This is a genomic window from Agrobacterium sp. InxBP2 (assembly GCF_026191755.1).
Lineage (GTDB): Bacteria > Pseudomonadota > Alphaproteobacteria > Rhizobiales > Rhizobiaceae > Agrobacterium > Agrobacterium pusense.
The window spans coordinates 265,375-292,126 of sequence record NZ_JAINDY010000030.1 but is presented as its reverse complement, the minus strand read 5'-3'; the positions used below and the strand labels follow the sequence as shown (position 1 = coordinate 292,126).

The 26,752-nt window shown below is 59.6% G+C and carries 23 protein-coding genes; all 23 read right to left on the bottom strand.

Going from position 1 to position 26,752, the window contains the following annotated elements:
- Window positions 1-72: 72 nt before the first annotated feature.
- A complete protein-coding gene (metK, locus tag K7A42_RS16675; RefSeq protein WP_004439623.1) occupies window positions 73-1,335 on the bottom strand; it encodes a methionine adenosyltransferase in 1,263 nt (420 codons plus the stop codon).
- 192 nt (window positions 1,336-1,527) lie between these two features.
- Entirely contained in the window at window positions 1,528-1,947 is a 420-nt protein-coding gene (locus tag K7A42_RS16670) for a helix-turn-helix domain-containing protein (RefSeq protein ID WP_004439621.1), read from the bottom strand.
- Window positions 1,948-2,079: 132 nt separating this feature from the next.
- The gene (gene lnt, locus K7A42_RS16665; protein WP_282455573.1) at window positions 2,080-3,669 is read right to left on the bottom strand and encodes an apolipoprotein N-acyltransferase; all 1,590 of its coding nucleotides are present in this window, start codon (window positions 3,667-3,669) and stop codon (window positions 2,080-2,082) included.
- A gap of 204 nt (window positions 3,670-3,873) precedes the next feature.
- Window positions 3,874-5,013 carry a hemolysin family protein gene (locus K7A42_RS16660; RefSeq protein ID WP_004439615.1) on the bottom strand — a complete coding sequence of 380 codons (1,140 nt, stop codon included), beginning with the start codon at window positions 5,011-5,013 and terminating at the stop codon, window positions 3,874-3,876.
- A gap of 15 nt (window positions 5,014-5,028) precedes the next feature.
- The gene (gene ybeY, locus K7A42_RS16655) at window positions 5,029-5,535 is read right to left on the bottom strand and encodes an rRNA maturation RNase YbeY (RefSeq protein ID WP_006698908.1); all 507 of its coding nucleotides are present in this window, start codon (window positions 5,533-5,535) and stop codon (window positions 5,029-5,031) included.
- Between the two features lie 10 nt (window positions 5,536-5,545).
- A complete protein-coding gene (locus tag K7A42_RS16650; protein ID WP_004439610.1) occupies window positions 5,546-6,601 on the bottom strand; it encodes a PhoH family protein in 1,056 nt (351 codons plus the stop codon).
- 40 nt (window positions 6,602-6,641) lie between these two features.
- Window positions 6,642-8,081: a tRNA (N6-isopentenyl adenosine(37)-C2)-methylthiotransferase MiaB gene (gene miaB, locus K7A42_RS16645; protein WP_022555517.1), complete on the bottom strand. Its 1,440-nt coding sequence runs from the start codon at window positions 8,079-8,081 to the stop codon at window positions 6,642-6,644.
- Between the two features lie 62 nt (window positions 8,082-8,143).
- Window positions 8,144-8,941: a lysophospholipid acyltransferase family protein gene (locus K7A42_RS16640; RefSeq protein WP_282455572.1), complete on the bottom strand. Its 798-nt coding sequence runs from the start codon at window positions 8,939-8,941 to the stop codon at window positions 8,144-8,146.
- A 30-nt stretch (window positions 8,942-8,971) separates the two neighbouring features.
- On the bottom strand, window positions 8,972-9,400 hold the full coding sequence (locus tag K7A42_RS16635) for a Fur family transcriptional regulator (RefSeq protein ID WP_004439602.1): 429 nt from the start codon (window positions 9,398-9,400) through the stop codon (window positions 8,972-8,974).
- 64 nt (window positions 9,401-9,464) lie between these two features.
- Complete coding sequence (locus tag K7A42_RS16630) at window positions 9,465-9,959, bottom strand: GNAT family N-acetyltransferase (RefSeq protein WP_006698905.1); 495 nt, start codon at window positions 9,957-9,959, stop codon at window positions 9,465-9,467.
- Between the two features lie 43 nt (window positions 9,960-10,002).
- A complete protein-coding gene (gene tsaB / locus K7A42_RS16625; RefSeq protein ID WP_282455571.1) occupies window positions 10,003-10,671 on the bottom strand; it encodes a tRNA (adenosine(37)-N6)-threonylcarbamoyltransferase complex dimerization subunit type 1 TsaB in 669 nt (222 codons plus the stop codon).
- A 17-nt stretch (window positions 10,672-10,688) separates the two neighbouring features.
- Window positions 10,689-11,252: a NifU family protein gene (locus K7A42_RS16620; protein ID WP_006698903.1), complete on the bottom strand. Its 564-nt coding sequence runs from the start codon at window positions 11,250-11,252 to the stop codon at window positions 10,689-10,691.
- A gap of 144 nt (window positions 11,253-11,396) precedes the next feature.
- Window positions 11,397-11,888, bottom strand: a complete 492-nt coding sequence (locus K7A42_RS16615; protein WP_003503758.1) for a universal stress protein — start codon at window positions 11,886-11,888, stop codon at window positions 11,397-11,399.
- Window positions 11,889-12,001: 113 nt separating this feature from the next.
- Window positions 12,002-13,066, bottom strand: coding sequence for a tryptophan--tRNA ligase (trpS, locus tag K7A42_RS16610; RefSeq protein ID WP_282455570.1), 1,065 nt, complete (start codon window positions 13,064-13,066; stop codon window positions 12,002-12,004).
- 103 nt (window positions 13,067-13,169) lie between these two features.
- A complete protein-coding gene (locus K7A42_RS16605; RefSeq protein WP_004439584.1) occupies window positions 13,170-13,574 on the bottom strand; it encodes a VOC family protein in 405 nt (134 codons plus the stop codon).
- Window positions 13,574-15,163, bottom strand: a complete 1,590-nt coding sequence (gene murJ / locus K7A42_RS16600) for a murein biosynthesis integral membrane protein MurJ (protein ID WP_282455569.1) — start codon at window positions 15,161-15,163, stop codon at window positions 13,574-13,576. Before murJ ends, K7A42_RS16605 begins: the two co-directional genes overlap by 1 nt.
- Before the next feature lie 7 nt (window positions 15,164-15,170).
- The gene (locus K7A42_RS16595; RefSeq protein WP_004439578.1) at window positions 15,171-17,999 is read right to left on the bottom strand and encodes a [protein-PII] uridylyltransferase; all 2,829 of its coding nucleotides are present in this window, start codon (window positions 17,997-17,999) and stop codon (window positions 15,171-15,173) included.
- A 96-nt stretch (window positions 18,000-18,095) separates the two neighbouring features.
- Window positions 18,096-20,747, bottom strand: a complete 2,652-nt coding sequence (mutS, locus tag K7A42_RS16590) for a DNA mismatch repair protein MutS (RefSeq protein WP_282455629.1) — start codon at window positions 20,745-20,747, stop codon at window positions 18,096-18,098.
- 189 nt (window positions 20,748-20,936) lie between these two features.
- Entirely contained in the window at window positions 20,937-21,818 is an 882-nt protein-coding gene (locus K7A42_RS16585) for a GNAT family N-acetyltransferase (protein WP_004439575.1), read from the bottom strand.
- Window positions 21,819-21,912: 94 nt separating this feature from the next.
- Complete coding sequence (locus K7A42_RS16580) at window positions 21,913-24,159, bottom strand: hybrid sensor histidine kinase/response regulator (protein WP_282455568.1); 2,247 nt, start codon at window positions 24,157-24,159, stop codon at window positions 21,913-21,915.
- A 55-nt stretch (window positions 24,160-24,214) separates the two neighbouring features.
- Window positions 24,215-24,703 carry a signal peptidase II gene (gene lspA, locus K7A42_RS16575; protein WP_004439571.1) on the bottom strand — a complete coding sequence of 163 codons (489 nt, stop codon included), beginning with the start codon at window positions 24,701-24,703 and terminating at the stop codon, window positions 24,215-24,217.
- Window positions 24,703-25,560, bottom strand: coding sequence for a TrmH family RNA methyltransferase (locus K7A42_RS16570; RefSeq protein WP_004439569.1), 858 nt, complete (start codon window positions 25,558-25,560; stop codon window positions 24,703-24,705). The genes lspA and K7A42_RS16570 overlap by 1 nt, the downstream gene beginning before the upstream one ends.
- Window positions 25,557-26,690: a class I SAM-dependent methyltransferase gene (locus K7A42_RS16565; RefSeq protein WP_282455567.1), complete on the bottom strand. Its 1,134-nt coding sequence runs from the start codon at window positions 26,688-26,690 to the stop codon at window positions 25,557-25,559. The genes K7A42_RS16570 and K7A42_RS16565 overlap by 4 nt, the downstream gene beginning before the upstream one ends.
- Between the last annotated feature and the right edge of the window lie 62 nt (window positions 26,691-26,752).

Genomic DNA, 26,752 nt, shown 5'->3' with positions numbered 1-26,752 from the left:
AAATAACAAGCGCGATATCCAGTTGACGCATTTTCCGGACGTAAAACCGCTACGCACTTTTACTGGAAATGCTTAAGCGCTCAAAGCTTCCTTGAGCGGCTTCACCAGATCGAGCTTCTCCCAGGAGAAGGAGCCGTCACGGCCAGCCTTGCGGCCGAAGTGGCCGTAGGAAGACGTCTTGGCGTAGATCGGCTTGTTGAGATCGAGATGACGGCGAATGCCCGATGGCGAAAGGTCCATGACCTTGCGGATCGCGGCCTCGACCTGATCTTCGCTGACCTTGCCGGTGCCATGCAGATCGACATAGATCGACAGCGGCTGGGCAATGCCGATTGCATAGGAAATCTGAATGGTGCACCGCTCGGCAAGACCGGCAGCCACGACGTTCTTCGCAAGGTAGCGCGCGGCATAGGCGGCGGAACGGTCGACCTTGGTCGTGTCCTTGCCAGAGAATGCGCCACCGCCATGGGGGGCGGCACCACCATAGGTGTCGACGATGATCTTACGGCCGGTCAGACCGGCATCGCCATCAGGGCCACCGATGACGAACTTGCCCGTCGGGTTGATATACCACTGGCAATCGTCAGCGATCTTCAGATCACCGAGAGCTTCGCGGATATAGGGTTCGACAACGGCGCGAACCTTTTTCGAATCCCAGCTTGCATCGAGATGCTGCGTGGACAGCACGATGGACACGGCTTCGGAAGCCTTGCCGTCGACGTAACGAACCGTCACCTGGCTCTTGGCGTCGGGGCCGAGCTTCGCCGCCTCGCCTTCGCCGCTTTTACGGGCGGTGGCCAGCAGCTGCAGGATACGGTGGGAATAATAGATCGGCGCCGGCATGAGGTCCGGCGTTTCCTTGCAGGCGTAACCGAACATGATGCCCTGGTCGCCGGCACCCTCGTCGCCCTGCTTGTCGGAAGCGTTGTCCACACCCTGCGCGATATCAGCCGACTGCGGATGCAGGAGAACGTCGATCTTGGCGGTCTTCCAGTGGAAACCATCCTGCTCGTAGCCAATATCGCGGATAGCCTTGCGGGCGGCGGATTTGAACTTCGAGGGATTGATAACCGGATGGCCGGCTGCGTCCTTGAGGACCTTGCCGTCCTTGTCCTTCTTCAGCAGCGTATCGGGAACCCGAACCTCACCCGCAATCACGACGCGGTTGGTCGTTGCAAGCGTTTCGCAGGCGATGCGCACGGTCCACGGGTCCACGCCCGTCTTGGCCGCTTCACGGTAAATGAGATCCACGATTTCATCGGAAATACGATCACAAACCTTGTCCGGATGACCCTCGGCCACGGACTCGCTGGTGAACAGATAATTGGCACGCATGCGGGATTCCCCTCAAAGAACGGTCTTCGAGTTTGTTAGTCATTTCGGCCGCGAAAAACAAGGACACAACCACATAAATATATCTTTATGTGAGAATTCCTTTCTAATCTGGCACAAAAAAACGGTCCCTGCGGACCGTTGAGTGCCCGGCATCCCGTGCCGGAAATTTTCTGCGCCGCAGGGGGCCAGGCCCTACTCGGCATCGCCCTCGGCGGCGAGCGCCTTGACGAGATCGACCAGACGGCGACGGACCTTTGGGTCGGCGATCTTCACGAAGGCGCGATTCAACTGCAAACCTTCCGCCGAAGACAGGAAGTCGACGACGTAATTGGAGCTCGAGGCTTCCGCCATGCCGGATGTGCCGCCAGCCTGATCGCCGGGTGCGTCTTCGAAAAAAAAGGAAACCGGTACATTGAGGATCGCCGAGATATTCTGCAGGCGGCTGGCGCCAACACGGTTCGTGCCCTTTTCGTACTTCTGAATTTGCTGAAAGGTAATTCCGAGACTTTCACCCAGTTTTTCCTGGCTCATGCCGAGCATGGTTCTGCGAAGACGAATTCGGCTTCCGACATGAATGTCGATGGGGTTAGGCTTTTTCTTATTTTCGGTCATCATGCGGTCCTGACACTCGGATGGGTTGATATCTCGCTTCATTACTATTCGAAGAAATGAGCCGGTATTTCGACAGCAGCTAAACTTGTTTTACGACTGACGTATTCACTATGCAATTGCAGGAGTTCCCGGTCAATTCTGGCGCCGGGCAAAACTCCAGGCAGGAAATACCGCAGCGATCATCATCACGGAAAAAATCAACCAGAAATACGTCCGATGTGTGTCGTAAGTAAATGCGTCGTTTGACCCACCACTCAAAGTGGCGTCAACAATGCCCACCCGACCGTAATCCAATCCGGCAATAATGCGGCCATAAGGGTCTATAACCGCCGAGATACCCGTATTGGCACCGCGAATCACCGGCACACCCGTCTCAACCGCCCGCACCCTAGCCTGAAGAAAGTGCTGATACGGCCCAGGCGTATCACCAAACCAGCCGTCATTCGTCACGTTGAGGATCGCCGCCGAGCCAGCGAGAGCCGGAGTCATCTCACCGGGAAAAATGATCTCGTAACAGATCAGCGGATAAAAGGTCTTTCCGGATGGAAGCGTCAGGGGCGTGCGCGAAGAGGCTGCTGAAAAGCCCCCGGGCAGGGCGATGACATTATCAATGCCAAACTCCCGCAGGATACCCTCGAAAGGAACATATTCTCCAAAGGGGGTCAGATGGACCTTGTCCGTCGCGCCGATGATTTCTCCCTGACTGTCGATGGCGTAGACCGAGTTATAATAGCGCGGCGGCCTGCCAGCACCCGCATCTTCCATCCTGACGGCTCCGGTGAAGAGCACCTGCCCGTCTTGCAGCGTCTTTGCGATCTCGGCCAGCGCGTCAGGATTTTGCGTCAGGATGAACGGCACCGAGGTTTCGGGCCAGACGATGATGTCGGGGCGCTTTTTGCCTTCGCCCGGAGGCAGGGCTGTCAGCCGCAGATGCTCGCCGAAAATCTCGGCGCGGTCATCATTCAGCATTTTCCGAGATTGATCGATGGACGGTTGGACGATTCTGACTGTCACCGCATCTGCCGGTGTCTCCGCGGGTGTCTGGAGGCGGTAGAAGCCATAACCCACATGGCTGGCCAGCAGCAGCGCCGCCAGGGAAAGGCCGGGCCACATGCCTTTTCTCGTGGCGATGAGCGCGGGGGACGCGAAGATGAAAACGGCAAGCGTGGTCACACTGAAAAGACCGATCAGATGCGCCGACTGCATCATGACCGGGATCGGCATGATGCCGTAACCTATGGCGTTCCACGGAAAGCCCGTCGCCAGGAAACTGCGCAGCCATTCCGTAAATCCGAATGCGGCGGCAAGGGCGGCGATCCGACCTAGACCGTTCGACCACACAAGATTGGCCACAGCAACCGCGAAACCGTAAAACAGCGCCAGAAAGGCCGGAAGCCCAAGGATGGCAAGCGGCAGCGCCCAGGCGAATTCATCCGCTTCAAGCAGAAGCGCGTTGCCCAGCCACCACAGGCCAGCCACGAAATAACCGAGACCGAAACACCAGCCCATACCAAAAGCGGGAAGGATGCGGCTGAAGAGGCCGCCGCCCGGCTTGCCGGTGCAGCCATCCACCAGCCAGACCAACAGGGTAAAAGACAGGAAAAGCGCTGCGAAGAAACCGAATGGAGGCAGGGCGAGCGCTCCGACCGCGCCTGCAGCAATCGCCATCACTGCGCGGCTCATGCCGCCGGCCAGCATCACCCTGCCTGCAAGACGCTCCATGCCATCTCCGTATCATGCACATCCGGAAACCCGCTCCAGACAAGCCATTCCGCGAAATTTCCCTTTGTTTCGACGTAAAGTAAAAAAGATTCGCCGTCCACATCAGGCAGGGCAGATGGAGCGGGATCTCATGCCCGGGTAGTCGAACCCGCAGAATCCGGAAGATCAAACGGCGGGATCGACGGGGGCTACCCGTCTACCCTTTCAGTCCACGTTCTGCTGATGGGCGATCAACCGCGTCTCCGGCGGCGGCAATGCAATCACCTCACCGGCATCGCCGGGGGCGCGGTCGTCTTCCCCTTCGGAGCCGTGATCGCGTACGATACGAACGCCCTTGATACGCCTCGTATCCGCATCGAGGATCTGAAACTCGAAACCAGGCACTGCGCGAACGACCTCGCCCTTGGCGGGAATACGGCCCAGCGCGAAGAAGATGAGTCCACCGAGCGTATCGATTTCTTCCAGATGTTCGCGCACGTCGAATTCCGGACCGATAGCCTCGGCAAGTTCGGTGAGTTCCGCGCGGGCATCCGCCACGAGCACATCGGCAGAAAGACGCGAGAACATCGCCTCGTCCTTATCGTGCTCGTCGTCGATGTCCCCAACCACCATCTCGACGATGTCTTCATGGCTGACAAGACCGTCGGTACCGCCATATTCATCGATCACCACGGCGAGCTGGGTTCTCTGGGCCTGCATGGTCTTCAGAAGATCGGAGGCCAACATGGACGGCGGCGCGAAAAGAATCTTGCGCACCAGCCCGGCGTCGGCAACCGTCTTTTCCAGATCGACCCGCGCCAGATCGAAATTCGGCCGCGGCGACCGCGGCGCCTTCACTTCACCGTAAGCGACGCCACGCGATCCCACCCGGCGCTTGTTGCGAGCCTGTTTGGCAACATAGGCAAGCAGATCGCGGATATGGATCATCCCCTTGGGGTCGTCCAGCGTCTCTTCATAAACCGGCATGCGGGAACGTCCGGTTTCCTCAAACAGGATCAGCGCGTCACCGATCGTCATATTCTGATCGAGACCGTCAATATCCACCCGCGGGATCATGATATCTTCGACCCTGATCTCACGGAAACGGAGGATGTTGTGTAGCATCGCCCGTTCTTCGGGCGTAAAGGCGGCGCCTATTTCAGTGTCGTCCATCAGCGCATCGGTCAGATCCTCGCGCAGGCGCTCACCCTGAGACGGTTTCAGCAACCGCGCGATGCGCGACCAGATGGTCGATCTCGGTTTGGCATTGTAGTCCTGACGTAAGTGACTACTGCCCTCCTCCGAAGAGGACTGCTCGCCGTTTTCTCTGCCCTCATTGGCAGGTCGTGCAGAATGTTCGTTCATGGCTCCAGACAATATTTAAAGCGGTTCTTGACCCGCATAGGGATCAGATAGGCCAAGCACCGCCAAAATGCGAGTCTCAAGCGACTCCATTTCTTCCGCTTCTTCCTCGTCCATGTGGTCATAACCAAACAAATGCAGGAACCCATGAACGAGAAGATGGGTCAGATGATCCTCGAAACTCTTCTCAAGTTCAAGGGCCTCTCGCTCTACCGTTTCTCTCGCGACGACGATATCGCCCAGCATAGGGCCGGGCATTCCGCCCGGTTCCAGCGGAAAAGCAGGGAAAGACAAGACGTTGGTCGCCTTGTCCTTGTCACGCCACTCGGCGTTGATTTCCCGGATATTTTCATCGTCGGTGAAGACCAGCGAGAGCTCGACCGGCATTTTCGGGAAGGGTTGATCCTCTTCCCGCTTCAGAAAATCGACCGCCGCATCCAGCGTCTTTGACGCAAAGGCAGACAGGTCCTCTTCCGAGGACCAGCCTTCGGCCTCGACGCTGATTTGAATATCCAGAGCTGTCATTATCTTTTCGTCAGTCGCCCTTCAGCAGGCTCTCATCCGGCACAGCCGTATGGGATTCATAGGCCCGAACAATGCGCGCCACCATCGGGTGACGGACAACGTCCACATCCTTGAACCGCACAACGGACACGCCTTCCACATCCGTGAGGATCTGCAGGGCTTCCACGAGGCCGGACTTCACGCCGCGCGGCAAGTCCACCTGGCTCGGGTCGCCGGTCACAATCATGCGACCGTTTTCGCCGAGGCGCGTCAGGAACATTTTCATCTGCATCGTCGTCGTATTCTGGGCTTCGTCCAGAATGACGGCGGCATTGGCAAGCGTGCGGCCGCGCATGAAAGCCAGAGGTGCAATTTCGATGACGCCCGCCTGAATGGCGCGCTCCACCTTGTCTCCGGGCATCATGTCATAAAGCGCGTCATAAAGCGGGCGGAGATAGGGATCGACCTTTTCCTTCATGTCACCAGGCAGGAAGCCCAGACGCTCACCCGCTTCAACGGCGGGACGCGAAAGGATGATGCGATCGACCGCGCCACGCTCCAGAAGCTGCGCGGCATGCGCCACGGCCAGATAGGTCTTGCCCGTGCCGGCAGGGCCAACACCGAATACGAGTTCGGATTGTTCCAAGGCGCGCATATAGACGTCCTGCGTGGGCGTCCGCGCCGAAATGGTTTTCTTGCGCGTTGAAATCTGCGCCATGGAAATCTTCGCCTTGCGCTCCATGGTCGGCAGCGTCAGCTGGTCGTCCGCTGCAACGGCCATGCGGATCGCCCCCTCGACATCAGAAAGCTCGACGGCGCCACCTTTCAGCAAACGCTCGTAAAGGAAATCAAGCGCGCGGCGGGCCTGATTGGTGGAGACCACATCGCCGGTGATGGCGACTGAATTTCCACGCGGACGAGCGTCGATATTGAGGCGCTGCTCCAGAAGCTTCAGGTTCTGATCGAACTGACCGAATAGCTCTCCTGCTATCCTGTTATTCTCGAACGTGAGGACGAAGTGATTGGCGTCGGTCGCGGCTTGGCGTGGCTGGCGCGATGAATTTGATACCAATTCGTGTGCGTTCAAGCGGTCAGGCTCCTGTCCCAATCAGTGTCGGCTCCCCACTCTAACTCTCTGCCACCTCGGCAAACAAGCTGTTTGGACCCGTTGCGGTGATTCGTACATTAACAATGTCACCGATTTTCAAAGTCTTTGCATCAAGATTCACGGATTGCAGCCACGGAGAACGACCTATCAACTGCTCAGTCATGCGGCCGGGCTTTTCCAGCAGCACATCCATGGTCTTTCCGACCAGCGATTCGGCAAATTCCTTCTGTTGCCGCAGCAAGAGAGCCTGCAATCTTTCCAGCCGCTCGGCCTTCACGTCTTCTGCAACCTGGTCCGTGAGGTCGGCCCCCGGCGTGCCGGGACGGGTGGAGTATTTGAACGAGAAGGCCTGCGCGTACTTCACCGTTTCGACCATCGCCATCGTATCTTCGAAATCGCGATCCGTCTCGCCGGGGAAACCGACAATAAAGTCTCCAGACATGGCAATATCAGGGCGGGCGGCGCGGATTTTTTCAATAAGCTGGATATATTCCTCGCCCGTATGACGACGGTTCATCGCTTTCAGAATTCGATCCGAACCGGACTGAACCGGCAGATGCAGATAGGGCATCAGGATGCGCAGGTCGCGATGGGCGCCGATCAGGCGATCGTCCATGTCGCGCGGATGGCTGGTGGTGTAGCGAAGCCTCGCAAGGCCCGGAATTTCCGCCAGCCGGTAAAGCAGTTCGGCAAGGCCCCATTTTTCGCCCTTCGGGCCTTCGCCCTGCCAGGCGTTGACGTTCTGCCCGAGCAGCGTGATCTCACGCACGCCGGCATCGACAAGCTTCATCGCCTCATCAACAATCTGGCGCACGGGACGGGAAACCTCCGAACCGCGCGTATAGGGCACGACACAGAAGGTACAGAACTTGTCGCAACCTTCCTGCACGGTCAAAAAAGCCGTAACACCGCGCGTTCGCAGCGTGGATTTCTCGGCAACCGGCAGGTGTTCGAACTTGTCCTCAACCGCGTATTCGGTCTCGATGACGCGCTCGCCTCCACGTACCCGTTTCAGTGCTTCCGGCAGGCGGTGATAGGTCTGCGGGCCGATGACGACATCCACGGCGGGCGCCCGGCGAAGGATTTCCTCGCCTTCCGCCTGCGCCACGCAGCCGGCAACGCCGATCATGAATTCCCGACCCTGCTCTTCGCGCGACTTTTTCATGTCCCGCAGGCGGCCAAGCGCGGAGTAGACCTTTTCCGCCGCCTTTTCTCGAATGTGACAGGTATTCAGCAGAACCAGGTCCGCCTCGCCCATATCCTCCGTCTGAACATAACCGTCCTTCGCCAGCGCATCGCTCATGCGGACGGAATCGTAGACGTTCATCTGACAGCCATAAGTCTTGATGAAGACCTTTCTGCTGTTTGCCCCATCGCGCGCGATGGATGCGGGCTGGCTGTTCGAACCCTCGCGGGCGATCATGGGTGGGGCGTCAAGGCCAAGCGTTTCCTGGGTCATGGCGGCTATCTAGTGTTTTTCACGGCCAGATTAAACAGAAAAATGCCGGAAAAGCTACGATCTCACGAATTCCGCCAGCCGCCGCGCAGGCTGAAGGCCAGCATTGAGCGGATGGAGGCGGCGATATCGGTCGCCAGTCGCTTGCGGTTGTCGGTGCTGTGGAACGGGACGCTTTCACCAAATGTCACGTCGACATCGATGGCGCCCGCTTTGATGATGCCGAGCAGATGCGGCACGAGCGTGATGCTGCCCGGCCAGGCGGCGATGACGCGATGGTAGCGCCCCATCGCCATGCCATGCAGCCGCGTATAGGCGATGGCGACCGGCTGGACATAAACAAGCTTGCCCGGTACCTGTTCTGCGGCGGTGGACGCCGCACCGAAGAGGGAGGATTTGACGGCCAGCATGCGGTTTCCGTCCGAGGTGGTTCCTTCGGGAAAGAGGACAACGATCTCGCCATCGGCCATGCGGCTGGCGATCTCGCTCACCTGCATGCCGGTGCTGCGTTTCTGCTCGCGTTGAACGAAGATGCTTTTCTGCAGCCGCGCGAGCCAGCCGAAAACCGGCCAGTCGCGCACCTCGGTCTTGGCGATGAACACCACGTCGGCAATGCTGCCCAAAACGAGGATGTCTTTCCATGAGGCGTGATTGACCGCGAGCATTAACGGCTTTGCCCGCTCCACTTCCCCGTGGACATGCACGCGTATGCCGAGAACATGGCAGGCGATACGATGCCAGACGCGGGGAATGCGGCGGCGGAGCCGCCAGTCGAAGGCAAGGCCCAGCAGTTGAAGCGGCAGCAAAACAAGCGTGACGATCAGGAGTACGACCGCAATATAGGCTGTCCGCAGCCACATCATGATGGGAACGCCCGCTTGTTCACCGGCGTCTCAGTGTTCGCCAGGCTTCAATGGCACGCCGTACAGTTCCAGCCGGTGATCCACGAGCCTGAAGCCGTGTTCGCGGGCGATCTTCTCCTGCAGAGCTTCGATCTCGGCCGAGTGAAATTCAATGACGACGCCATTCTTCAGGTCGATCAGGTGATCGTGATGCTCTTCAGGCACGGTCTCGTAGCGTGAACGGCCGTCGCGAAAATCGTGACGCTCGATGATGCCGGCATCCTCGAACAGCTTCACCGTTCTATAAACGGTGGAAATCGAGATGCGCGGGTCCACGGCGGAGGAACGGCGGTAAAGCTCCTCGACATCTGGATGGTCGGCCGATTCCTGAAGGACGCGGGCGATGACACGGCGTTGATCGGTCATCCGCATACCGCGTTCGGCACAAAGCTCCTCCAGCGTTTTCGAAAGGTCTGTCACGTCTTATGGCCTTTTGAGAATTCCGGTTTGCGGCTTTCGCCGAAAAAATGCCTGTCGCAGGGAACTAGCGAAGATCGCGGCGCATGACAAGCGCCGTCGACTTCGTTCCATCCTTGGCGGTGTAATAGGCCTTGCGTTCCGCGACGGTTTTGAACCCGAGCTTCCTGTAAAGACCCAGAGCGGACGCGTTGTTATTATCAACTTCAAGGAACATGGTTTCTGCGCCGCGCATCATCGCCTCGCGGATGGCCGACTGCATCAAACGCCAGCCGAGACCCGCACGTGCGAACTTGTCGGCAACGGCCACGGTCAGGATTTCAGCTTCGCCCGCCACTTCCCTCGCCAGCACGAATCCACCGAGCGGCTTGCTGAAAAAGGCGTTTGTCTGCCGGGCAACGGCACCGAAAACCGATCCCTGCGTCAGCAGTCCCGAAAACTCCCCGTCGTTCCACGGGCGCGGAAAGCGCAGCGCATGCAGTTCCGCAACCGCGGCGCAATCCTCATGCTGCATCGGCACGATCTCGAAATAGGGCTTCCAGCTTAGATATTCGTCAAACATAACAGGAATCGGGAATCAGAAACATGCACTCATGCATGCCGTATCAGGCAACGTCCTGACGTGCCAGCGCAAAACCGGTTTGTGGCCGGGCATCCGGCCCACGCAGATAAAGCGGTGCCGGTTTCGGCTGCCCTTCCGGCTTGCGCGCGCCAGCACAGGCAACGGAGGCAATCGGAAAGTGGTCCGGCCCGGACCCGCTTTCCTCTCCTGCAAACAGCGGCGCGGCGGAGCCGATGACGGAACCATTAAAATGGGAAAGAACACTCTTGGCGTCATCCAGAGACAGAAGCGCCGCCTCGTTGAGTGGTAATCCGTCCATGCCGAATGTCTGGAGATAGGTTTCGCCACGTTTGGCATCCAGACCGACCGCCACTGGCCGGTCAGGGTTTTGCAGCAGATGATGCAGGGCAAGCGTTTCTAGCGTGGTGACGCCGACGGCCTCGACGCCGAGCGACAGGGCAAAACCGCGCGCCGCGGCAACACCGACCCGGATGCCCGTGAAGGACCCGGGGCCGATGGTCACGGCAATACGCCCGACATTCCGCAGCGACAGTTGCGCCTGCTCCAGAGCCCCATCGATCACGGCCATCAGCCTTTCGGCATGGCCCTTGCCAATTGTTTCGCAGACTTCTCCAAGCACCCTGTCTGAGGTGCTGTCATAGATACAGGCGGAACAATCCACACCTGCGGTGTCGAGTGCGAGAACAATCATGATCTGGCTTTACAGCATTATACCGCTTCGACTTCGCGCACTTCCGGCACGAAATGGCGAAGCAAATTCTGAACACCATGCTTCAGCGTGGCGGTGGAGGATGGGCAGCCCGAGCACGCGCCCTTCATGTTCAGGAACACAGTGCCGTCGCGGAAGCCGCGGAAGGTGATGTCGCCGCCGTCCTGCGCCACGGCGGGACGGACGCGGGTTTCCAGCAGTTCCTTGATGGTGGCGACGATGGTTTCATCACCCTCTTCGAAGAACTCGCCTTCCTCATCCGATACTTCGGCCGCAATGGCAGTGCCCATGATCGGGCGTCCGGACATGAAGTGTTCCATGATCGCGCCCAGAATGGCGGGCTTCAGGTGCTGCCATTCCGCGCCGTCCTTGGTGACGGTGATGAAATCGAAACCGAAATAAACGCCGGTCACACCCGGTATCATGAAGAGGCGCTCTGCCAGCGGCGAAGCTTGGGCCTGCGACGGGTTGAGGAACTCCACCGTTCCGCTTTCGAGCACGACCTTGCCCGGCAGGAACTTCAGCGTTGTCGGGTTCGGCGTGGCTTCCGTCTGAATGAACATCGTCTGTCTCCTTCGAGGTCGCCGTTCACGCCCCGCAATTTAGAATTCTTCCAAAAAATACGCCCGGCGAAGCTACACTTCAAGCCCTGACATGATAATTACATTCAAGAAATCGTCAGGCCCTGAATCTCGCCCGAAACCGGATCAGCAGAGAGCGTCGATTTCCTCATCGGACAAAGTATCCGGCAACACGGTGACGGGGATCGGGAAGGCTGCCCCTCGCCCGGCGATGGAGGAAACGAGCGGTCCCGGACCTTCCTTCGTCGATCCCGCCGCCAGAACGAGAATGGCGATATCGCGGTCTTCCTCGATCAGCCCGTGGATCTGCTCGGTGGCGCTGCCTTCGCGGATCACCGCTTCCGGCTCGATGCCGATCGTCTCGCGCACCTTCTGAGCGATCTTGGCAAGCGTGGCTTCCGCCTCCTCGCGCGCCTCGGCCCGCATGATCTGCTCGACGCCAAGCCATTGCTGGAAATCGCCTTCCGGGATCATGTAAAGCAGCACCAGTCCGCCATTGGAGTTCTTGGCGCGACGACCGGCATAGTGCACGGCCCTCTCGCATTCCGGCGTGTCATCGATAACTGCAAGAAACTTGCGCCGATGCCCTTCCAGACGCGACAGCCGTTTTGAAACCATTCTGCACTCCCTAGGTCCGCCGTGATCCGTAAACCGCCCGACGGTTCGGGCGGAGATTATATCAAATCACGACAGGCGCAAACCGCCCGACGCATTCGAGCAGCAGCGACCTGTCAGCGCAGGAAGCCAATGATGTCGCGCACCTCGTTCATGGTTTTTTCGGCAATGGCGCCCGCCCGTTCGCCGCCCTGCTTGAGGATGGCGTCGATATGGGTCGGGTCATCGAGAAGGCGGCGCATCTCATTGTTGACGGGGGCCAGCACATTCACCGCGAGCTCGACCAGAGCCGGCTTGAAAGCCGAGAACTGTTGTCCGCCAAATTCGGAAAGAACGTCGGCCTTCGTCTTGTCGGAAAGCGCGGCATAGATGCCAACGAGGTTGTCGGCCTCGGGGCGACCTTTGAGGCCTTCCACTTCGCTCGGCAGCGCATCAGGATCGGTCTTTGCCTTCTTGATCTTCTTCGAGATGGCATCGACATCATCCATCAGGTTGATGCGCGACAGATCGGACGGGTCGGACTTCGACATCTTCTTGGTGCCGTCCTTCAACGACATCACGCGCGGGGCCGGACCGCCGATCAACGGCTCCACCATCGGGAAATAGGCGTGCACCGGCTCATCGCCGACCGTTATATCAAGCCCGAGGCCCGCCTTGCGGATATGGCCGCTGAAATCGATGTTGAATTTCTGGGCGATGTCGCGGGCGAGTTCCAGATGCTGTTTCTGGTCGTCACCAACAGGAACATGGGTGGCACGATAAACGAGAATGTCGGCAGCCATCAGGCTCGGATACGCAAGGAGGCCGAGCGACACCTGTTCGGCATTCTTGCCGGACTTGTCCTTGAACTGCGTCATGCGCTCCATCCAGCCGATGCGCGCCACGCAGTTGAACACCCAGGCCAGTTCCGCGTGCTGCGGCACGGCCGACTGGTTGAAGACGATATGCTTCACCGGATCAATGCCCGAGGCGATGAAGGCGGCCGCGATAGAGCGGGTCTGCGCCTTCAGGTCCGAGTGAACGAGCTGGGCGGTGATGGCGTGCATGTCGACGACGCAATAGATGCAATCATTATCTTCCTGCAGCGCCACGAATTTGCGGATCGCACCGAGATAATTGCCGAGATGCAGATTGCCGGTCGGCTGGACGCCCGAGAAAACCAGCGGCTTGAATGCGTTCATTGTCGTCCTCGAAAAGGCTTGTGGAGGGCCCCGCCCCGTGATTGGAATTGCACGCGCGCTTATGCACCCGCAGCCCCTCGCAATCAAGCGCTTTCAGGGCCTGTCAGCCGCGCGGCTCCAGAAGATCCCAACGATTTCCATAGGGATCGACAAAGACCGCAACGGAACCGTAAACCTCATGGCGAGGCTGTTCCAGAAAGCGCACGCCGCGGGCAAGCATCGTCTCATAATCGCGTTGGAAATTGTCGGTATGCAGGAAAAATCCGACACGGCCGCCGGTCTGGTTGCCGATGGCAAGGCGCTGCTCTTCACCATCGGCCTCGGCGAGCAGAAGGGCGCCACCGTCAGCGCCCCGCGGCTTGACCACCAGCCACCTCTTGCCGTCGTCCAGTGGCTGATCGGAGAGGCACTCGAAGCCGAGAACATCGCAATAAAACGCCTTCGCCCGATCGTAATCATCAACCACGAGGGTAACGAGGGCGATGCGGCGGTTTTCAGCAAAGGACATCAGCCAGCCTCCGTCTCGACGTTCTTTTTTCCGCGCTTGCGGGCGGCCCGCTTCACCATGCCGATGTCGGCACCTCCAGACACGAAAGCCAGGACGAAATAAACCAGCATGGCGGCAAAGACGAGGCCCATGATCGTGCCGGCCCGCACGAAAATGGACGAGGCGGAAGACAGCTCGAAGGTCAGCCACGTCAGCGCATAATGCACAAATACGGCCATCAGTGCCGCAGCCAGGAGCAGACGCGGGATACGGGTGAGTAGCGGAATATCCAGGTGCCAGTGACCGCGCCACAAAAGCATGCCGAACAGCAGGGCGGCATTCACCCAGCCGGCGGTGATTTCGGCAATGGCAATGCCGGGACCGCCGAGGCGCGGGAAGAGCGTGAGTGCCAGCGAGACGTTCACGACAACCGAAATCGCCGCGAAAATCATTGGCGTGCGGGTATCCTCGCGCGCGAAGAAGCCCGGAATAAAGGCCTTGATGAGCACGAAAGCCGGCAGGCCCAGACCGTAGATGCCAAGAATTTGCGCAACGGTGAAGGTGGCCGAGGGCGAGAAATTGCCGCGCTCGTAAAGGAAACGAACGATGGGTTCGGCCATGACGAGAAGTGCCGCGGCAGCGGGCAGGGTTAGGAACAGCACGAACTCGACCGAGCGGTTCTGCAGGCTTCCGGCCTCCACCATATGGCCGCCGCGCAGCGCCCGCGCCAGTTCCGGCAGGAGCACCGTGGCAACGGCAATGCCGACGACGCCGAGCGGCAGTTGATAGATTCGGTCCGCATAGGCAAGCGAGGATATGACGCCTTCGCCGCCGGAAGCGATGTTGGTGTTGATAAGCAGATTGATCTGGGTAATGCCGCCGGTGATGGCTGCCGGCAGGGCAAGGACCAGAAGCCGCTGCACGTTCTTGGTCAGCCGTGGTCTGCGGAAACCAATGCGCATGCCGGCATTGCGCACCGCAATCCAGACGATGGCGAGCTGCACAAGACCTGCCGCCATAACGCCCCATGAGAGCGCGTAACCGACCTGAAGCGGATCGTAATTTTTCCACCATGCCAGCGCGAGCACACCGATGAGAATGATGTTGAGGAAAACGGGAGCAATAGCAGCCGCAAAATAACGGTGCAGAGAGTTCAGCATGCCGCCCATCATCGCCGCCAGCGACATGCAGGCGAGATAGGGGAACATGATGGTGGCAAGGTGGATGGTGTTTTCGAACTTCACCGGGTCATCGACGAAACCGGGAGCAATCACCGTGCGCACGATGAAAGGCATCGACAGTTCCATCAGGATCGTCAAGGCCAGCAGCACCGTGAACAGGACGCCGAAGACCTCTTCCGAAAAGCGCCTTGCGCCTTCCATGCCATTCGCTTCGATTTCCTTGGCGAAAAGCGGCACGAAGGCAGAGTTGAATGCACCCTCGGCGAAAAGCCGCCGGAAGGTATTGGGAAAGCGGAAAGCGGCGTTGAAAGCATCCGCCACCGGCCCGGTGCCGACGGCGGCTGCCATCAGCGTTTCGCGCAGGAAGCCGAAGATGCGGCTGCCGAGCGTGGCTGTGCCGACTGTGGCGAACTTGCCGATGAGACTCATGGGACTTTCAAGCCTTTGCCGTGCGCGCGGCCGGCAGCGCCGCCACGTCTGGATGGGCGATGATGCCGTTTGGCATGCGGTCGCGCAATTCGTCTTCCTGCTCGCTCATGACCGCCTTCAAACGTTGCGCGATGCTGGCCTGCCGGTTGTCGTTCGTCACCTTCTGACCGAAGAGATCAGTGACGTAGAAGGTATCGATGACTTTTTCACCAAATGTCGTGATGCGGGCGGAGTGAATGTCGAGTGACAGGTCGGCGATGACAGCCGTCATGTCGGCCAGAAGCCCCGGCCGGTCGAGGCACTCGACCTCGATGACGGTGAACTTGTTGGACAAGCCATTCGAGATCGTCACCGAAGGCGGAATGGTGAAGGCGCTCTTTTTCTTCCGGCTCTTGGTGCGCGTGGCGATCATTTCCGGCAGGCGCTGCTTGCCGGAGAGAACTTCCTCGATCAGTTTGCCGACATTGTTGCCACGCCGCGTCTCGTCCTCGTCGATCGGAAATTCGCGGTTGATGAGGATCGTATCGAGCGCCCGCCCGTCTGAGGTGGTGAAAATCTGCGCATCGGCAATGTTGGCGCCGGCCGCGGCGCAGGCGCCGGTTATGATCGAAAGCAGGCGCGGATGGTCGGGCGCCAGAACGGTGATTTCCGTGATGGCGTGGAAGGAATGGGTGCGCACCATGGTCGAGAGTGCCTTTTCCTGCTTGTCCGCCTCGCGGATGAAGCGGGTGTGTCGCACCTGATCTTCCAGCGCCACCGTCAGGAGATAAGGCTCGTAATGCAGCTTGGTGTATTTGCGCCGCGCCTTCTGGCCCCAGTCATCAAGGGCGTCGTAGAGCGCCTGCCGGGCAATCTGCGCGCGCTCCTTGCGCGAAACTTCCGAGAAACCGCCGGAGAGAAGCAGTTCCGTCTCATAATAGAGCGAGCGCAGCAGCTGGCCCTTCCAGCCGTTCCACACACCCGGACCGACAGCCCTGATATCGCAGACGGTCAGGATGAGCAGCATCTTCAGCCGCTCCATGGATTGCACCTTGTCGGCGAAATCGGTGATGGTCTTGCGGTCGTGCAGGTCACGCGTCTGGGCAACCATGGACATCAGAAGATGCTGCTCGATAAGCCAAACGACGGTTTCGGTCTGCTTGCCGGTGAGACGGAAGCGCTGGCAGAGCTTGCGGGCGACGCGGGCACCGGCGATCGAATGATCTTCCTGCCGGCCCTTGGCGACATCGTGCAGCAGTACCGCCACATAAAGCGCCTCGCGTTCCTCGACGCCGGGCATCAACTGATTGGCGAGCGGATGGGCATCGACAGCCGTTCCCTTATCCACTTCCGACAGCACGCCGACAGAACGAATGAGATGCTCATCGACAGTGTAATGATGGTACATGTTGAACTGCATCATCGCGACGATCTTGCCGAATTCGGGGATGAATTTGCCGAGCACGCCGGCCTCGTTCATGCGCCGTAATGTCAGCGCCGGATCGCGCCGCGAGGTGAGGATCGACAGGAAAAGCCGGTTTGCTTCCTCGTTTTCCCGCAGCTCGTCATTGATGAGCGAAAGCGAACGGGTGACCACGCGCAAGGCATCGGGGTGCAGTTCGAGATTGTTGATATCGGCGATATGGAAGAGCCGGATGAGATTGACCGGGTCGTTCTTGAAGACGTCGGGTTTCGCGAGCGCGATGCGCCCCCGGTCCTCGACGAATTCCACGGAACCCGGAATCTTGCGAACGCGGTGGGCGAAGCGGCTGAGCACGCCGGAAAGGCCCGGCACGTCCTTCGCCTGCCTGTCTTCCAGCCCGGCGCAGACGATGCGGGTCAGATCACCGACATCCTTCGCCACGAGGAAATAATGCTTCATGAAGCGCTCGACGGCGGAAAGGCCGGGGCGCGGCTGATAGTTCAGCGCATCGGCAATCTCACGCTGAATATCGAAGGAAAGGCGCTCTTCCGCTTTATTGGTAATGAAATGCATCTGGCAGCGCACCGCCCAGAGAAAATCATCGGCCTTTTCGAACAGCTTCAGTTCGGATCTCGACAGGACACCGAGCTTCACCAGATCGGCCGTGTCGCGAACGTGGTAGTAATATTTGGCGATCCAGAACAGCGTGTGCAGGTCACGCAAGCCGCCCTTGCCTTCCTTGACGTTCGGCTCCACCAGATAACGCGTATCGCCAGCCTTGCGGTGGCGCTGGTCACGCTCGGCGAGCTTGGCGGCGATGAATTCCGGGCCAGTTCCGGTGACGACTTCTGACTCGAAGCGTTTTTCGAGATCGTCGGTCAGGGATTTCTTGCCGCAGATCGCCCGCACTTCCAAAATAGCGGTGCGGATCGTCATGTCGGATTTGGAAAGCCGAATGCACTCATCCACCGTGCGGGTGGCGTGGCCGACCTTGAAGCCGAGATCCCAGAGGAGATAGAGCACGAACTCCACGGCCTTGTGCATGTCAGGCGTGTTCTTGGTGGGAAGCAGGAACAGGAGGTCGATATCCGATCCCGGCGCCAGTGTGCCGCGTCCATAACCGCCAACCGCGGCGACCGCGATCTGCGGCGCATCTTTCGGATAGACGTATTGGCAGGAGAGATCATAGAGCGTTTCGATCAGCCGATCCTGCAGCCAGGAGATGCGACGGGCGCAATCAATACCGCTGCCATCGGCTTTGAGCAGTTCCCTGGCCTTTTCCCGTCCTTCCGTACTGGCCTTGCGGAAGATCGGCAGTAAATCGGACTTGATATCGGCTATGCGTTTGCCGTCTTCCCTGAAGATGACGTCGCAGTCTCGCTTCAGCGCCGATACATCGAGAATGTCGGAAAAATCCAGGTCCTTGATGGCCATCTATGCCGTTATCCATGTCCTGTGGGAAACCCCACCGCTTGCGATGGGAGTGTCCTATAAAGAGTTTCAGAGGCTATGGACAGGCACTCTATGCCTTCAAGCCTTGCCAAGTTCTTTCTTCAACGCATAGAGAGCGTCCAATGCCTCACGCGGTGTCATTTCGTCCGGATTGAAGCTTTTCAGGGCTTCCTCCACCTTTGATGGTCCTGCCTTGCGCGTTTCCTCGCGGCGAACCGCGATCTGGAACAGCGGGAGATCATCAATCAGCTGGCTTGCCGGGTTCTTGCGGTCGGCATCTTCGAGCTTCGTCAGCACCTCGCGGGCGCGTTCCACCACCGAAGCCGGCAAGCCCGCAAGCCGTGCGACCTGAATGCCATAGGAACGATCCGCAGCGCCCGGTCCGACTTCGTGCAGGAAGATGACGTCACCTTCCCACTCCTTCACCCGCATCGTGGCATTGGAAAGGCGGCCAAGTTTTTCCGACAACACCGTCAGCTCATGAAAATGCGTCGCGAAGAGGCCACGACAGCGATTGACCTCATGCAGGTGCTCCACCGACGCCCAGGCGATGGAAAGTCCGTCGAAGGTCGCCGTACCCCGGCCGATCTCGTCCAGAATGACCAGCGAGCGGTCCGTCGCCTGATTGAGGATGGCGGCAGTTTCCACCATCTCCACCATGAAGGTCGAGCGGCCACGCGCCAGATCGTCAGACGCGCCGACACGTGAGAACAACCGGTCCACAACGCCGATATGGGCAGCTTCCGCCGGCACGAAGGAACCGATCTGCGCAAGGATGGCGATCAGCGCATTCTGGCGCAGGAAGGTCGATTTACCGCCCATGTTGGGACCGGTGAGCAGCCAGATCGCGCCGTTCTTGCCGCCATTGACCGCCGACAGATCGCAATTGTTGGCGATGAAGGGCCCAGCTGACTGCCGCCTCAGCGCCTGTTCTACAACCGGGTGACGCCCACCCTTGATCGAAAAGGTCATGGAGGCGTCGACGATCGGCCGGCAATAGGCCTGTTCGGTTGCGAGATAGGCCAGGCTCGAGGCGACATCGATGACCGCTAGCGCCAGCGCGCCGGCCTTGATCGCGTCGGCCTGCTGCACCACCGCCTTGACCATCCGTTCGAAGGCTTCCAGCTCCATGGTCAGGGCTTCGGCAGCAGCATTGGCGATGCGGCTTTCGAGATCGGCAAGCTCGGTGGTGGTGAAACGCATGGCACCGGCCATCGTCTGGCGGTGGATGAAGCGGGCCTTCGCCTCGTCGGTCGCCGTCATCACATCGGCATTGCCCGCCGTCACCTCGATGAAATAGCCAAGCACATTGTTATGCTTGATCTTGAGCGACTTGATGCCGGTCTCCTCGGCATATTGCAGTTGCAGCCCGGCGATCACCCGGCGCGACTGGTCACGCAACGCGCGCACCTGATCGAGTTCGGGATTGGCGCCCTCACGCAGGAAGCCGCCATCGCGCTTCAGAAGCGGCAGATCGTCGGCCAGCATCGAGCCGAGCATCGCTTCCAGCCCGCTCGGCAAGGCTTTCAGATCCGCAAGGGCTGAGGCAAGCTCCTCCGGCAACAGCCCCTGATCGAGAATGGCGGCAATTCTCTCGGCCGACGCCAAGCCCTGCCGGATCGCGCCGAGATCGCGCGGGCCGCCGCGCTCCAGCGCAAGGCGGGAAAGCGCGCGCGGCATATCGGCCACCTGCTTCAGCGCATCGCGCAGATCGTCGCAGAGGGAGACATCGTCAATCAGATAAGCAACCGCGTCGAGACGGGCGTTGATCCTCTCCGGATCGGTCAAGGGTGACATCAGCCGCTCGGCGAGAAGCCGCGCACCGCCGCCAGTGACCGTGCGGTTCAGCGCATGCAGCAACGAGCCGTCCCTCTCACCCGAGAGCGTCTTCACCAGCTCCAGATTGGCACGGGTCGCGGGATCGATGAAGAGCGTGGAGGCAGCACTTTCGCGTTCCGGCGCGCCGAGCGGCGGGCGCTCGGCGATCTGCGTTTTTTCGACATAGGCAACGGCGGCAGCGGCAGCGGCCATTTCCACGCGCGAAAACGTGCCGAAACCATCGAGCGTCGAGACGTTGAAGTAACGCGCGATCCGCCCTTCAGCCGTAGCGCTGTCGAACAGAATGGCCGGCTGCGGCACCGCCACGCGGCCCAGCATATCGAACACCGGCCGCAATTCCTCGTCGTGGAACAGGCTGTCGGCAACGATCAGCTCGCGCGGGTCGATACGCCAGATATCGGCAAGAAGCCGCGTCAGCGTCGTTTCCGCCAGACGGAAGACGCCGGTGGAAATATCAATCCAGGCAAGCGCGAACTGTGCCTCCGCACTGCCGCGAATACGAGCAAGCGCCATCAGATAGTTGGATTCCGTTGGCGAAAGCAGCTTTTCTTCGGTGAGCGTGCCAGGCGTGACAAGCCGCACCACATCGCGTTTTACCACGGATTTCGATCCGCGCTTCTTCGCCTCGGCCGGGTCTTCGACCTGCTCGCAGACGGCAACGCGATAGCCGCGCATGATGAGCTTCTGGAGATAATCATCCGCAGCATGGACGGGAACGCCGCACATGGGAATATCGTGACCCATATGCTGGCCACGTTTCGTCAGCGTGATACCGAGAGCGCGGGAAGCTTCCACCGCATCGTCAAAGAACAATTCGTAAAAATCGCCCATGCGGTAGAACAGCAGCGAACCGGGATTGTTCGCCTTGATTTCGATATATTGCTCCATCATCGGAGTGGCCGTCGCACGGCTCTCTTCCGAGATCAGGGAAGCGGTTGTCAGAACGTCCGTCAATGGCCTGCCGATGTCATATCGTGTTGCGGAAAAGGAGCGCTGACACTAACGGGAATGGCTACCCCAAGACAACACGCACGGCACCGCTGCCCACAGGAACATCCCCTCCGGCTACGCAGAACCCGCTCAGCCGTTGATACGTTCGGTCTCGCCGCCATAATAGCTGATGTATCGGCCGGCGATCGACGAAACCGGCAGCACCACCAGCACGTCGGTCGTGTTGAAGGCGTGGTCTACCACTGCGCCGGAGCCGAACATGGCGCCGAGGCGCATATAACCCTTGATCAGAGGCGGCATGGCGTTCAGCGCCTTGCGGGCGTTCAGGGCTTCTGCCGGAACGAGGTCCATTTCATGGTAGAGCTCAGGAAGAGCAACCGCCTCCCACTCCCCCTTCGCAAGGCAGTTATGGTGCAGGAAAGACAAGGCGAGCGCATGTGCTTCCGGCTGCACACCCGGGAAGGAGGCGCAGCCGATCATGGCGTCCATCCGGTGTTTGACGGCGTAGGACCAGTTGCCCTGCCACAGAAGCTCGACGGTGCGCTTGGTACGATATTCCGGCAGCACGCAGGAGCGGCCAAGCTCCATGAAGCGCTTGCCCGGGTGGCGCGCAACGAGACCGGCGATGTCGAATTCGCTGGCGGAATAAAAGCCATTATTGGCGAGCGCGACTTCCTGACGCAGCAGGCGATAGGTGCCGACGATCTGATCTTCGCTGTCACCCTCGATCGACTTGTCGAGCACGAGCAGATGGTCACACACACTGTCCCAGGCGTCGAAGTCGCGCTGGCGCCGCATCGCTTCTGCCGGAAGCCTTGCCTTCATCTCCTCGACGAACACCCGGTACCGCACGGACTGCGCAGCATCAATCTCGCGTTCATTTCTGGCAAGCCGGGTTTCCAGCGTGCCGATGCGACCGAAAAGGCCCTCATTGTCCTGAGCTGTCTCCGGACGAGGAGTAATGACAACATTGTTTTCACAAATGTCGTGATTGAGGATTTCGGCAACCATGGGGAATCGCTCCGCCACCAAAGAATTTTCCTGTCATAAATCACTATTTAACGACAGAATAGTGACAAAATGCAGCCAGAGCGAGTCTGTCAATTTACGATAGCGACAGGCGTTTCGCCTCCAGCAGACGACGGATTTCCTCAACCAGCCGTCGCGGGTCGGCAGGTTTCGTCAGAATCGCGCCAACACCAGCCTTCAGCAGGATTTCGGCGGTCGCGTCACTGGTATCGCCGCTGAGCACGATGACAGGAATATTTCTTTCGCCCTGCAGCATATGGAGGAGGTCAGGGAGCGCTTGGAGCCCGTCGCCGCCCGGCATGTTGAGGTCGGAGACTATGAGATCAGGCAAGCGGGATACGCCCTGCTCCAGAGATTGCCGCAACGCCGCAAAATCCCCGACGGCGCGGACGATATAGCCGCTTTTTTCCAGAACGGCGCGGATGATGCGCTGATTAACAGCATCGTCTTCCGCCACGAGTATCTCGATACCGCTCGCTCCCTCCACCACCCGCGAGGAAAATCCCACATCCGGGTGGTTGTCGTTGATGGCGTCCCGTCGCTCTATGCCGCGCAGACGACCGCACAATACGTCGATCAGGGATTTTTCCCGCAGCGGCCGGATCAACCACGCGTCGAAGGCCACATGCATTGTCGACGGCCGCTCTTCGGGGCTGACGAGCAGCGTGCGGCGGACATTGCCGTCCGGCCAATCCTTCAGTGCATCTTTGAACAACGGCGAAATGCGCCGGTCGACGATGACATCGGTAAGGGGGGCGGTCCCGATGGCGGAACTCTTCCTCAGCTTTTCCAGATCTTCAGGCTGATGGATAAGTGTGCATTGCCCGCCGAAGGCCTCGATCGCCTCCATCGTGACCGCTGCCGCCACACCCCTTGGTGCGACGAGCAGGACATTTGTATGTCGCAGGCAATGGCGCCGCGCCGGATCCGCCATTTCGGCAGGCGCGCCTCCCGGGCGAAACGCCAGCCTGAAAGTGCTACCCTTGCCCTTGCGGCTGGAAACCGTGAGACGGCCGCCGAATTCCCGCACGATACGGGCGGAGATCGCAAGTCCAAGGCCCGTGCCTGCGCTTCGCTGCGACAACGGGCCAGCCTGTTCGAATTCCCCAAAAATACGGGCCTGTTCCGCCCGGCTCATGCCCGGGCCGGTGTCTTCGACGGCGATGTGCAATTCGTCACCGATCATGCGCGCCCGGATGACGACGCCGCCTTCCCGCGTGAATTTGACGGCATTGCCGAGGAGATTGAAGAGGACCTGACGCAGCCTCGCCGGATCGAAATCGAGATGATCGGGTACTTCAGGCGCAACGAAGGATGTAATCTCTATACCTTTTTCATGGGCGCGATGGGCGAGCATCTCAACGATACTCTCAATCAGCCGCCGCAGGTTCTCCGCGCGCGGATTGAGCCTGAAGCGGCCAGCCTCCATGGTCGAATAATCCAGCAGATCCTCGACCAGCTGCACCAGTGACTGGCCGGATTGCCGCATGCCATCGAGATAGTTGCGCTGCTCGTCGCTGAGTTTCGTCTGCGACAGAAGATGGTTCATGCCGAGCATGCCGGAAAGCGGCAGGCGGATTTCATGACTTACCGTGGCAAGCAGCCTCGCCTTTTCCGCCTCGGCCTTTTCGGCGCGCAGGCGGGCATCTTCCCTTTCGGCAAGTGCAAGCCGCTCCTCAGTCACATCTCGGGCGATGCTGCTGATGTGAAGACGGCTGCTTGCCAGATCGCGGGTCACGACATCATGCCAGGAGAAGATGCGCTGGCCGAACGGGGTCGCGATCTCCACATCATAAGCGTGGACCTTTTCGCCCGGGCGGAAAGCGATGCCGATTTCCTCGCAGCTCAACCCTTCCGGGGCCGTGCAGCCGGTCATTTCGCGAAACACTCTATTCGCCTCGACAATACGCCGGTTCATGTCGCGGATCACGACTATATCGCCCATGAACTCCTGCATTTCGGCAATCAGAGACCGGTTTTGCGTCTGGCGCAGCCGGAGATCTGCTTCTGCAGCCAGGGCACCGGGCCGATGCAAAGACTCATCAAAGAGCGCATGGAAAAGGACACCGACGAGCACTGCGCCGAAGAAGATCGCCATCGCAACAGTGACAGCATAAGGCACTGCAAGCGCGATAAGGGCAGCGGAAAAAGCCCCCACCGATAACGACACGGCGACATAGAGCGCAATCGACCCGGTACCGGTCGCATGTCCTTCATCTGCAGGGCGTGCCGTCGTATCGAGACGATCCGCAGGCTGCACCGCCGTGGCAGCCAGGCCAAGGCCATCCGAGACTTTTTGCCGAAGTTTTGCCAGTTCGCTCATAGGCAACCGCTACCACGGCAGCGGTTTTGATATGTTTGGCCGAAACGGTAAAATTTTACTTTTTAGCCGCCCGGGCGTGCAAAAACTCGTCGAGAATGACGCAGCCTGCACCGATGGTTATGAAACTGTCAGCAAGGTTGAAAACAGCGAAGGACCATGTCTGGGTGTGGAACAGGATATAGTCGATGACGTGCCCGTAAAAGAAGCGGTCGAGAAGATTACCCGCTGCTCCGGCGATGATGAAGGCAAAACCGAGATGGGCGAAGGTGCGATCGGCAGCCGTCTTGCGCCATAGCCAAAGAACGAAGACAACGATGACGAGCCGCATGCTGACGATGAACCACCCGTGCATGTCTTCGAGCATGGAAAAGGCGACACCAAGATTGTAGGTGCGGTAAAGCGCCAGAAACGGCGCGACAGGCACCATCTCCTGCAGCGGCAGATAGGCCTCGACCAGCTGCTTGACGATTTGATCCAGCACCAGCGCGGCGACGATCAGGGCAAAGGCCGGGCCGAATTTCGAGAACAATGCCGCCTTGGCCATTACGTCACCGGTGCGAGTTCGAGGAGATGTCGCCGTGCTTCGAACAGCATGACGGCGGTTGCGATGGCGAGATTAAGGCTGTCTGCGCGACCCTGCTGGGGAATGCGCGCCAGCTGGTCGGCCTTGCCGGCAAGCTCCGGCGGAAGGCCGGATTGTTCATTGCCCATCAGGATCACGACCGGCTTGCCGGCATAATCGATCTTTCGATAATCCACAGAACCGGCAAGATGGGTGGCGACGACGCTGACATGTGCCGATTTTTTCCAGGACAGGAATTCCTCGACCGAGGCGCGCGCAACGGGCGTGGCGAAGACCGAACCCATGGTGGCGCGTACCGTTTCCAGCGAAAATGGGTCCGTGCAGTCCCCGACCAGAATGACCCCCGAGGCACCAGCCGCGTCCGCTGTGCGGATGATGGTGCCGAGATTGCCGGGATCACGAACCCGGTCGAGTGCGATATAGGTCTCGCCCTTTTCCGGCCGGATATCCTTCAGCGGCTTCCATTTCTGCTCGAAAATGCCGACGACCATTTGCGGATTGTCGCGGCGGGTGATCGAGGCGATGACCTTTTCGCTGACTTCGAGCACCAGCCCGCCGGATGCGACCGTCTTCACCGCCGCCTGCTCCACCAGCGGCTTGCCCTTGGCGGCCTTGGCGTAAACCAGCGTCTTTATCGTCCAGCCGAGTTCGAGGGCATCGATGACCAGCTTCAGGCCTTCCGCCATGAAAGTGCCGGTCTCCTCCCTGCCCTTTTTCTGGGTGAGCGCCTTAATGTCCTTGATGATGGGATTGGCGAGGCTGGTCACTTCCTTGACCTGACCAACCCGGCGCGTTGTATTTTCGCGCATATCCTTCATTTCGGCTCCCAGCGGCTGAACAGCGATGTGGAAAGCACGCGGCCCGGCGTCTTGCCGTCCAGCCCGGCTTCACGGATGACAAGTTCGCCGGACGTGACGACGCCACCGGCGCCGCGCATGGTTTCACGCATCAGCTCATGCATTGAATAGAAGCTCGCCCTGATCGAATAGGCTGTCAGCACCAGGCCGAGCGCCTTGGGCGACAGGATTTCCCGGCAGATGTCCAGCATCAGAGGCAGATGGTCGAACAATTGCCAGACCTCGCCGTGGGTCCCGCGGCCGAACTTCGGCGGGTCGGTGAGGATGATATCGTAGCTGTTGCCGCGGCGTTCCTCACGCTGGATGAACTTCATGGCGTCTTCGCAGATCCAGCGGATCGGCGCGTGCTCGAGCCGGGCAAGGGCCTGATTTTCCTTGGCCCAGCCGATCGCCTTCTTGGAGGCATCGACGTGGGTGACTTCAGCGCCCGCAGCCGCCGCAACCAGCGAGGCGACGCCTGTATAACCGAACAGATTGAGCACCTTCAGCGGCCGGTCAGCCTTCTCGATGGAATGTTTCAGCCACTCCCAATGAACGATCTGCTCGGGAAAGACGCCAACATGCCGGAAAGCCGTGAAGCGACCAAGAAAATCGACGCCCAAGAGCGACAGGGGCCAGGTTTCTCCGAGCGCTTCCTTGGGAAACCGCCAGCGGCCCATGCCGTCCTCGTCCGTATCGCCGGTAAAGACGGCATCGGCATTCTGCCATACGCGGTCGGGGATCGACGGTCTCCAGAGCGCCTGCGCCTCGGGACGGACGATGCGATAGTCGCCATATTGCTCGAGCTTCAGGCCGTTGCCGCTATCGATGAGGTGAAAATCACCGGCGCCGCTCGATTCCAGAATGACGGGAACCTGTTCCGCAGGCAGTGCGCCGGTGCGCTGCATCAGTGCGCGCGCAGGAACCTGTTCGATAGCGGCGGCTACAACGGTTTTTTCCTTCGGTGCGGCCTTCTGCACGCTGCGCACCGCATCCGGCTCGCGCTTTTTCGGCGCGGCATCCGCGCGGCGCGCCGGCTTTACGGCATGAGCCTGTTTTTTCTCGTTTCCGGCTCGCGCGCGATTGCCCGGCCGGCTGTCTTTTTTCTTCAATGGAAATCTTTCCGCTTTTGCCCGCGTCTTATCGCGCCAGCAAATAACATTCCGTAGGCCGC

What these genes read in the sequence shown, in the direction of transcription:
- metK (WP_004439623.1), bottom strand. Translation starts at nt 1,335, where the DNA reads ATGCGTGCCAATTATCTGTTCACCAGCGAGTCCGTGGCCGAGGGTCAT.
- K7A42_RS16670 (WP_004439621.1), bottom strand. Translation starts at nt 1,947, where the DNA reads ATGACCGAAAATAAGAAAAAGCCTAACCCCATCGACATTCATGTCGGA.
- lnt (WP_282455573.1), bottom strand. Translation starts at nt 3,669, where the DNA reads ATGGAGCGTCTTGCAGGCAGGGTGATGCTGGCCGGCGGCATGAGCCGC.
- K7A42_RS16660 (WP_004439615.1), bottom strand. Translation starts at nt 5,013, where the DNA reads ATGAACGAACATTCTGCACGACCTGCCAATGAGGGCAGAGAAAACGGC.
- ybeY (WP_006698908.1), bottom strand. Translation starts at nt 5,535, where the DNA reads ATGACAGCTCTGGATATTCAAATCAGCGTCGAGGCCGAAGGCTGGTCC.
- miaB (WP_022555517.1), bottom strand. Translation starts at nt 8,081, where the DNA reads ATGACCCAGGAAACGCTTGGCCTTGACGCCCCACCCATGATCGCCCGC.
- K7A42_RS16640 (WP_282455572.1), bottom strand. Translation starts at nt 8,941, where the DNA reads ATGATGTGGCTGCGGACAGCCTATATTGCGGTCGTACTCCTGATCGTC.
- K7A42_RS16630 (WP_006698905.1), bottom strand. Translation starts at nt 9,959, where the DNA reads ATGTTTGACGAATATCTAAGCTGGAAGCCCTATTTCGAGATCGTGCCG.
- tsaB (WP_282455571.1), bottom strand. Translation starts at nt 10,671, where the DNA reads ATGATTGTTCTCGCACTCGACACCGCAGGTGTGGATTGTTCCGCCTGT.
- K7A42_RS16620 (WP_006698903.1), bottom strand. Translation starts at nt 11,252, where the DNA reads ATGTTCATTCAGACGGAAGCCACGCCGAACCCGACAACGCTGAAGTTC.
- K7A42_RS16615 (WP_003503758.1), bottom strand. Translation starts at nt 11,888, where the DNA reads ATGGTTTCAAAACGGCTGTCGCGTCTGGAAGGGCATCGGCGCAAGTTT.
- trpS (WP_282455570.1), bottom strand. Translation starts at nt 13,066, where the DNA reads ATGAACGCATTCAAGCCGCTGGTTTTCTCGGGCGTCCAGCCGACCGGC.
- K7A42_RS16605 (WP_004439584.1), bottom strand. Translation starts at nt 13,574, where the DNA reads ATGTCCTTTGCTGAAAACCGCCGCATCGCCCTCGTTACCCTCGTGGTT.
- murJ (WP_282455569.1), bottom strand. Translation starts at nt 15,163, where the DNA reads ATGAGTCTCATCGGCAAGTTCGCCACAGTCGGCACAGCCACGCTCGGC.
- K7A42_RS16595 (WP_004439578.1), bottom strand. Translation starts at nt 17,999, where the DNA reads ATGGCCATCAAGGACCTGGATTTTTCCGACATTCTCGATGTATCGGCG.
- mutS (WP_282455629.1), bottom strand. Translation starts at nt 20,747, where the DNA reads ATGATGGAGCAATATATCGAAATCAAGGCGAACAATCCCGGTTCGCTG.
- K7A42_RS16585 (WP_004439575.1), bottom strand. Translation starts at nt 21,818, where the DNA reads ATGGTTGCCGAAATCCTCAATCACGACATTTGTGAAAACAATGTTGTC.
- K7A42_RS16580 (WP_282455568.1), bottom strand. Translation starts at nt 24,159, where the DNA reads ATGAGCGAACTGGCAAAACTTCGGCAAAAAGTCTCGGATGGCCTTGGC.
- lspA (WP_004439571.1), bottom strand. Translation starts at nt 24,703, where the DNA reads ATGGCCAAGGCGGCATTGTTCTCGAAATTCGGCCCGGCCTTTGCCCTG.
- K7A42_RS16570 (WP_004439569.1), bottom strand. Translation starts at nt 25,560, where the DNA reads ATGAAGGATATGCGCGAAAATACAACGCGCCGGGTTGGTCAGGTCAAG.